The organism is Pseudoalteromonas sp. SR41-4 (genome assembly GCF_014163985.1).
Taxonomy (GTDB): Bacteria; Pseudomonadota; Gammaproteobacteria; order Enterobacterales; family Alteromonadaceae; genus Pseudoalteromonas; species Pseudoalteromonas rhizosphaerae.
In genome coordinates this window covers 56,372-65,175 of the sequence record NZ_JACJEI010000007.1, presented here as the reverse complement: position 1 = coordinate 65,175, position 8,804 = coordinate 56,372, and the positions used below count along the sequence as shown (strand labels likewise).

At 44.0% G+C, this 8,804-nt stretch carries 5 protein-coding genes; all 5 read right to left on the bottom strand.

Going from position 1 to position 8,804, the window contains the following annotated elements:
- Positions 1 to 14: 14 nt before the first annotated feature.
- Positions 15 to 1,199: an elongation factor Tu gene (tuf, locus tag H5180_RS07555; protein WP_182758002.1), complete on the bottom strand. Its 1,185-nt coding sequence runs from the start codon at positions 1,197 to 1,199 to the stop codon at positions 15 to 17.
- 63 nt (positions 1,200 to 1,262) lie between these two features.
- Positions 1,263 to 3,377 carry an elongation factor G gene (fusA, locus tag H5180_RS07550; RefSeq protein WP_145238305.1) on the bottom strand — a complete coding sequence of 705 codons (2,115 nt, stop codon included), beginning with the start codon at positions 3,375 to 3,377 and terminating at the stop codon, positions 1,263 to 1,265.
- A gap of 27 nt (positions 3,378 to 3,404) precedes the next feature.
- Positions 3,405 to 3,875 (bottom strand): 30S ribosomal protein S7, encoded by a 471-nt coding sequence (gene rpsG, locus H5180_RS07545; protein ID WP_016710546.1) that lies wholly within the window; start codon positions 3,873 to 3,875, stop codon positions 3,405 to 3,407.
- Positions 3,876 to 3,972: 97 nt separating this feature from the next.
- On the bottom strand, positions 3,973 to 4,347 hold the full coding sequence (gene rpsL / locus H5180_RS07540) for a 30S ribosomal protein S12 (RefSeq protein WP_002958885.1): 375 nt from the start codon (positions 4,345 to 4,347) through the stop codon (positions 3,973 to 3,975).
- A 194-nt stretch (positions 4,348 to 4,541) separates the two neighbouring features.
- Positions 4,542 to 8,717, bottom strand: a complete 4,176-nt coding sequence (gene rpoC / locus H5180_RS07535; protein ID WP_145238302.1) for a DNA-directed RNA polymerase subunit beta' — start codon at positions 8,715 to 8,717, stop codon at positions 4,542 to 4,544.
- Positions 8,718 to 8,804 lie beyond the last annotated feature (87 nt).

Sequence of the window (8,804 nt, the reverse complement as noted above, 5' to 3'; positions counted from 1 at the left end):
TTAAAAGTTAATTATTACTCTACGATAGTTGCTACTACACCAGCACCTACAGTACGGCCACCTTCGCGGATTGCGAAACGTAGACCTTCATCCATTGCGATTGGAGAGATTAACTTTACAGTCATCTTAACGTTATCGCCAGGCATTACCATTTCTACGCCATCTGGTAACTGTACGTCACCAGTTACGTCAGTTGTACGAAAGTAGAACTGTGGACGGTAACCTTTGAAGAATGGTGTATGACGACCACCTTCATCTTTAGAAAGTACGTATACTTCTGAAGTGAATGTTGTATGTGGGTTGATTGAACCAGGCTTAGCTAGTACTTGACCACGTTCAACGTCTTCACGTTTAGTACCACGTAGAAGTGCACCAATGTTCTCACCAGCACGACCTTCGTCAAGTAGTTTACGGAACATTTCAACACCAGTACAAGTAGATTTAGTTGTATCGTTGATACCAACAATTTCTACTTCGTCATTGATGCGGATGATACCAGCTTCAACACGACCAGTTACAACAGTACCACGACCTTGGATTGAGAAAACATCTTCGATAGGCATGATGAACGGCTTATCGATGTCACGCTCTGGCTCTGGGATGTAAGAATCAAGTGCGTCTGCAAGCTCAATGATCTTGTCTTCCCACTCTTTCTCGCCTTCTAACGCTTTAAGCGCAGAACCAGCGATTAGTGGTAAGTCATCACCTGGGAAATCGTACTCAGAAAGAAGTTCACGAACTTCCATTTCTACTAGTTCAAGTAGCTCTTCGTCATCAACCATGTCACATTTGTTCATGAATACGATGATGTAAGGAACGCCAACTTGACGAGAAAGAAGGATGTGCTCACGCGTTTGTGGCATAGGGCCATCAGTCGCAGCAACAACAAGGATAGCGCCGTCCATTTGAGCAGCACCAGTGATCATGTTTTTAACATAATCGGCGTGTCCAGGACAATCTACGTGTGCGTAGTGACGAGTAGGCGTATCGTATTCAACGTGTGAAGTTGAGATTGTGATACCGCGCTCGCGCTCTTCTGGAGCGTTATCGATTGATGCGAAATCTTTAGCAACACCGCCGTATACTTTTGCAAGTACGTTAGTGATTGCTGCAGTTAGGGTAGTTTTACCGTGGTCAACGTGGCCGATTGTACCTACGTTTACGTGCGGTTTTACGCGTTCAAACTTTGCTTTTGCCATCTTAAAAAATTCCTATAAAGAAATTAAAGGTTTGGTCCACTGTGGACCAAACCGAGCTAAAAATTACTTAACAGCGCGAGCTGTAATTATTGTGTCCGCAACATGTTTCGAGGCTTCAGCGTACTTCAAAAACTCCATAGAGTATGAGGCACGGCCTTGTGTTGCAGATCGTAGATCAGTAGCATAACCAAACATTTCAGAAAGCGGAACCTGGGCGTTAATTAATTTAAGTCCACCTAGCGCATCTTCCATGCCTTCGATCATGCCGCGGCGACGGTTTAAGTCACCAACTACATCACCCATGTTTGCTTCAGGAGTGAGTACTTCAACCTTCATCATTGGCTCTAATAGTACAGGGTCTGCTTGTAGCGCACCTTGTTTCATTGCCAGTGAACCCGCTATTTTAAATGCCATTTCATTCGAATCTACATCATGGAATGAACCATCATATAAAGTCGCTTTCACACCAAGTAATGGGTAGCCTGCCAGCACACCTTGAGACATTTGCTCTTGGATGCCTTTGTCTACCGCAGGGATGTATTCTTTTGGAACGGAGCCACCTACGGTTTCGTTAACGAACTCGTAAATTGGGGCTTCATCATCCGAAATATCCATCGGTTCAAGTTTAAGCCAGACATGACCATATTGACCACGTCCACCTGATTGACGTATGAATTTACCCTCAACTTTAACAGTTGAACGAATAGCTTCACGGTAAGAAACCTGCGGCTTACCAACGTTACATTCAACACTGAATTCACGTTTCATACGGTCGACAATGATATCAAGGTGAAGTTCACCCATACCAGAAATAATAGTCTGGCCTGATTCTTCGTCAGTTTGTACGCGAAAAGACGGATCTTCTGCCGCTAGTTTACCTAGCGCGATACCCATCTTATCTTGGTCAGCGATTGTGCGAGGCTCAACCGCAACAGAGATAACTGGTTCAGGGAATTCCATGCGCTCAAGCGTAATAATAGAATTCGGATCACACAGTGTTTCACCTGTTGTTACGTCTTTGAGACCAATAGCCGCCGCAATATCACCTGCGTAGACTTCTTTGATCTCTTCACGTGAGTTTGAATGCATCTGAACGATACGGCCAAGACGCTCACGCTTACATTTTACTGGGTTGTATACCGCGTCACCCTGTTTAACAGTACCAGAGTAAACACGGAAGAAAGTTAAAGTACCAACGAACGGGTCTGTTGCAATTTTAAAAGCAAGTGCAGCAAACGGTGCGTTGTCATTAGCTGGACGTTCTTCCTCAGTACCATCTTCAAGGATACCTTGAATTTGTTTCACTTGTGTTGGTGCAGGCATATATTCAATAACGCCATCAAGCACAGCTTGAACGCCTTTATTTTTAAATGCACTACCACATGTAACTGGGACGATTTCGTTAGCCAATGTACGCTGACGCAAAGCATTTTTAATTTCTGCTTCGCTCAGGTCTTCACCTTCCAAATACTTATCCATTAGTTCTTCAGATGCTTCAGCAGCGCTTTCAACTAAGTTCGAGCGCCATTCTTCAGCTAAATCTTGAAGTTCTGCCGGTATTGCCTCATAGGTGAAAGTCATTCCCTGGTCTTCATCATTCCAGTTAATCATTTTCATTTTTATGAGGTCAATAACACCTTTAAAGTCGTCTTCAGCGCCTACTGGTAGCTGAATAGGAACAGGCGTTGCTCCAAGACGAGATTTCACCTGGCCAACAACCGTTAAGAAGTCAGCGCCAGTGCGATCCATTTTATTTACGAAGATCATTCTCGGAACTTCGTATTTGTTCGCTTGACGCCAAACTGTCTCAGTTTGCGGCTGTACACCAGATGAAGCACAAAGCACAACTACCGCACCATCAAGTACACGTAAAGAACGTTCTACTTCAATAGTGAAATCCACGTGCCCTGGAGTATCAATGATATTGATACGATGAGCGTCAAATTGCGCGTCCATCCCTTTCCAGAAACACGTTGTTGCAGCAGAAGTGATTGTGATACCACGCTCTTGTTCCTGCTCCATCCAGTCCATAGTTGCGGCGCCATCATGTACTTCACCGATCTTATGAGAAAGACCTGTGTAGAACAGAACACGTTCTGTTGTGGTGGTTTTGCCTGCATCTACGTGAGCAACAATACCGATATTGCGATAGCGCTCAAGTGGAGTTGTACGTGCCATAAAATCCTCTTAAAGGTTAAGGACAGATTACCAACGGTAATGTGCGAATGCTTTATTCGCTTCAGCCATACGGTGAACGTCTTCACGTTTCTTAACCGCAGTGCCTTTGTTGTCAGCAGCGTCAACAAGTTCTTGAGCTAAACGTAAGCCCATAGATTTCTCGCCACGCTTACGTGCAGCGTCTACTAACCAACGCATACCTAATGCGTTGCGACGAACTGGACGTACTTCTACTGGTACTTGATACGTTGAACCACCAACACGGCGAGATTTAACCTCAACCTGTGGACGGATGTTTTCAAGTGCAGTTTCAAAGATTTCAAGGTGCGATTTGCCTGATTTCTCAGCAGCCACATCTAGCGCACCGTAAACGATTTTTTCAGCAGTAGATTTCTTGCCGTCTAACATTACGATGTTAACGAATTTTGCAAGAAGTTCCGATCCGAACTTAGGATCTGGAAGAATTTTACGTTGACCTATTACGCGTCTTCTAGGCATTTTGTATCTCCGGTTTATTCAGGTTTGCTCTTTCGAGTCAATCACCCAAAACAATAATTAAAAATATTTAGTGCTTGGCCTTACTAACGGAATACAATTAGCCTTTAGGGCGTTTTGCACCGTATTTAGAACGAGCTTGACGACGGTCGCTAACGCCTGCACAGTCAAGTGCACCACGAACAGTGTGAAAACGCACACCTGGTAAATCTTTAACACGACCACCACGGATTAGGATTACACTATGCTCTTGAAGGTTATGACCTTCACCACCAATGTATGAAGTTACTTCGAAACCGTTAGTTAAACGTACACGAGCTACTTTACGTAACGCCGAGTTTGGTTTCTTAGGTGTAGTTGTATATACGCGAGTACATACACCGCGCTTTTGCGGACACGCTTTAAGCGCAGCTGAGTTACTTTTCGTAACCTTGCTACGACGTGGCTTACGCACTAGCTGGTTAATAGTTGCCATTTAAATAGCTCCTGAAATTAAAATTACTACTGAAAAAATAAAAAAATCCGCCCTTTATTTACAAGCTCGTACCAAACGTGCAGGTAAATGGGTGGCGGAATTTTAATGAGCAAAGATTGAGCTGTCAACCTAAACCGTTAGCAAGGCAGTAGATAACTGCCTTGCAAAAACCTAATCTATTGATTAAGTTAGATTTATTGATTTCCAGATAAATCCGCGTTTAAAGCATCAGTTAGCGCTTGAGTTGCCTCTTCTGCACTTACTGTTTGCTCTTCAACTACAACTTTGCTCTGCTTACGACGAGCCATACGTTCTTGATGATACGCAAAACCGGTACCGGCTGGGATCAAACGACCCACAATTACGTTTTCTTTCAGACCGCGAAGTTCATCGCTCTTACCATTTACAGCGGCTTCAGTTAGGACACGAGTTGTCTCCTGGAACGAGGCTGCCGAGATGAAAGATTCTGTGGCTAGTGATGCTTTAGTGATACCCATTAATTGGATTTCATATTTAGCAGGTAACTTGCCTTGAGCTTCTAAGTCGCGGTTTGCGATATTAACGCGTGCCACTTCAATTTGCTCACCGGCTAAGAATTCACTATGGCCGCCGTCAAGGATCGTACACTTACGGATCATTTGACGGATAATTGTTTCAATGTGCTTGTCATTGATCTTAACGCCTTGCAAACGGTAAACCTCTTGCACTTCGTTAACGATATAGTTAGCAACATGAGTCACACCACGTAGGCGTAAGATGTCATGTGGTGATTCAGGACCATCGGCGATAACTTCACCTTTAGACACTTGCTCACCCTCAAACACGTTAAGTTGACGCCACTTAGGGATCATTTCTTCGTAATGATCGCCTTCAGCTGGAGTAATAACTAAACGCTTCTTACCTTTAGTCTCTTTACCGAAGCTAATCGTACCGGTGATCTCAGCTAAGATAGCTGGCTCTTTCGGTTTACGCGCTTCAAATAAGTCGGCTACGCGTGGTAGACCACCCGTGATATCACGAGTTTTCGAACCTTCCTGCGGAATACGTGCTAACACGTCACCTGGGTTTGCCGTTACACCGTCTGTTACTTCAATCGTAGTGTATGAAGGAAGACGAGTTTCTTGCAGACCGCGCTCTTCACTTTCGATGATAAGCTTCGGCTCTTTCGCATTTATCTTAGCAAGATCTTTAACAACTACACGGGTTAAACCAGTTAGTTCATCAGTCTGTGCTTCAGTGTTTGAGTCATCGATATCGCTGAACGATACTTTTGACTTATGCTCAAGAACGATTGGGTGACTATGCGGGTCCCAAGTAGCAACGATGTCGTTACCTTGAACTTCCGTATTGTCTTGTACTGTTAATACCGCACCGTAAGGTACTTTATAACGCTCTTTCTCACGACCATGGCTATCGATGATAGTGATTTCAGTAGAACGAGAGGTAATAACAATCTTACCGTCAGTGTTTAATACATATTTTGCGTTATGAAGCTTCAATGTACCGTTAGTTTTAACTTGTACATTGTTTTCAGCAGACGCTCTTGATGCTGCACCACCGATGTGGAAAGTACGCATCGTAAGCTGTGTACCCGGCTCACCGATTGATTGTGCCGCGATAACACCTACTGATTCACCCGCGTTGATGATATGACCACGTGCAAGGTCACGACCGTAACACTTAGCACATACACCAAAGTCGTTATCACAGGTGATAACTGAACGTACGCGAACTTCATCTACTGAGTGCTCTTCTAAAAGATCACACAGTTTTTCGTCAAGCATGATATTACGCTCTACTAGTACTGTATTAGTACCAGGGATCACAATATCTTCAGCAACAACACGACCAAGTACACGTTCGCGAAGTGCTTCTACAACGTCACCACCTTCAATAAGCGGTTTCATTGTTAAGCCATCTTCTGTGCCACAATCGTCTTCGTTGATTACCAAATCTTGTGCAACGTCTACTAGACGACGCGTTAGGTAACCCGAGTTCGCTGTTTTCAGTGCTGTATCGGCAAGACCTTTACGCGCACCATGCGTTGAGATGAAGTACTGAAGTACGTTTAGACCTTCACGGAAGTTAGCGGTGATTGGCGTCTCGATGATTGAACCATCTGGACGTGCCATTAGACCACGCATACCTGCTAGCTGACGGATCTGAGCGGCACTACCACGAGCACCAGAGTCGGCCATCATAAACACTGAGTTAAATGACGGTTGCTCTTCTTCTTCACCTTGGGCATTGATAACCGTGTCTTTTGACAAGTTGGCCATCATTTCACGTGATAAGTTTTCATTTACACGTGACCAGATATCGATAACTTTATTGTACTTTTCACCAGCCGTTACAAGACCTGATTGGAATTGTTGGTTGATTTCAGTTACTTCAGCTTCAGCTGCTTCGATAATTGATGCTTTGATCGGTGGGATAACTAAGTCATCGATACCGATTGAAACACCTGACTTCATTGCGTAGTGGAAACCGGTATACATAACTTGGTCAGCAAAGATAACTGTATCTTTAAGACCAAGACGACGGTAACACTCGTTTAATAAGCCAGAAATTTGTTTCTTACCTAGGGCCTGATTGATTGACGAAAACGGCATGCCTTTTGGTAAAATAAGAGACAAAATTGCACGACCAACAGTTGTATCGATAACAGTTACAGTGTCTTCTACTACACCATTTTCGTTTTTAACTGATTCGCTAATACGTACTTTCACGCGAGCGTGAAGGTCTGCATTACCGCTGCGGTATGCTTTTTCTGCTTCTTTTGGATCTTTTAAGATCGCGCCTTCGCCTTTCGCGTTGATGCGGTCACGGGTCATATAATATAGACCCAATACAACGTCCTGTGATGGAACGATGATTGGCTCACCATTCGCAGGAGATAGGATGTTGTTTGTTGACATCATCAATGCACGAGCTTCAAGCTGCGCTTCAATCGTTAGCGGTACGTGTACCGCCATTTGGTCACCATCGAAGTCGGCGTTGTAGGCCGCACATACTAATGGATGCAAATGGATTGCTTTACCTTCGATAAGCACAGGTTCAAACGCTTGGATACCCAAACGGTGAAGTGTTGGTGCACGGTTAAGTAATACTGGATGTTCACGAATTACTTCGTCTAATACATCCCATACTTCCGGAACTTCACGCTCTACCATTTTCTTAGCAGCTTTGATTGTCGTAGCCATGCCGCGACGCTCTAGTTTGCCATAGATAAATGGTTTGAATAGCTCAAGTGCCATCTTCTTAGGAAGACCACATTGGTGAAGCTTAAGTGTAGGACCAACTGTGATTACAGAACGGCCTGAATAATCTACACGCTTACCAAGTAAGTTCTGACGGAAACGACCTTGCTTACCCTTGATCATATCAGCAAGAGATTTAAGCGGACGCTTGTTAGAACCTGTAATTGCACGACCACGACGACCGTTATCAAGTAGCGCATCAACCGCTTCTTGTAACATACGTTTTTCGTTGCGTACGATAATATCCGGTGCAGCTAAATCTAGTAGACGTTTAAGACGGTTATTACGGTTAATAACACGACGGTAAAGGTCATTTAGATCAGAAGTCGCAAAACGGCCACCATCAAGTGGTACTAATGGACGTAGATCAGGTGGCAATACTGGAAGTACTGTCATGATCATCCACTCAGGGTTATTACCTGACTGGTGGAACGATTCCATTAATTTAAGACGTTTAGTGATCTTCTTACGCTTAGTTTCAGAGTTAATTGTTGGTAACTCTTCACGCATTTCAGCAATTAATTGCGCAAGATCGAGTTCACGAAGCAAGTCTAATACTGCTTCAGCACCCATCTTCGCTTCAAACTCATCACCGTGCTCTTCTAGTGCATCTAGGTATTCTTCTTCACCTAATAGCTGACTACGCTCAAGCGTCGTCATGCCAGGCTCAGTTACTACGAATGATTCGAAGTAAAGAACACGTTCAATATCACGAAGCGTCATATCAAGCATTAAGCCGATACGTGACGGTAATGATTTTAAAAACCATATATGTGCAACTGGGCTCGCAAGGTCGATGTGACCCATACGATCGCGACGCACTTTAGTGAGTGTTACTTCAACGCCACACTTTTCACAGATCACACCACGGTGTTTAAGACGCTTATATTTACCACATAAGCATTCATAATCTTTCACTGGACCGAAAATACGGGCACAGAATAAGCCATCGCGCTCAGGCTTGAAAGTACGGTAGTTAATAGTCTCAGGTTTCTTTACTTCACCGTATGACCATGAACGAACCATGTCTGGTGAAGCAAGACCAATGCGAATTGCATCGAATTCTTCGGTCTTATTTTGTTGCTTCAGAAACTTAAGTAAGTCTTTCACCTTAGCTCTCCTGTCGGAGTTAATCTTGAGGACGGATGATTTCGTCCCTACATTCTATTCGGCCGTAACAGATGCTGCAGGCTAGCT

Bases quoted from the DNA above. Each gene is read 5' to 3' on its own strand.
- tuf (WP_182758002.1), bottom strand. From the start codon at position 1,199: ATGGCAAAAGCAAAGTTTGAACGCGTAAAACCGCACGTAAACGTAGGT.
- fusA (WP_145238305.1), bottom strand. From the start codon at position 3,377: ATGGCACGTACAACTCCACTTGAGCGCTATCGCAATATCGGTATTGTT.
- rpsG (WP_016710546.1), bottom strand. From the start codon at position 3,875: ATGCCTAGAAGACGCGTAATAGGTCAACGTAAAATTCTTCCAGATCCT.
- rpsL (WP_002958885.1), bottom strand. From the start codon at position 4,347: ATGGCAACTATTAACCAGCTAGTGCGTAAGCCACGTCGTAGCAAGGTT.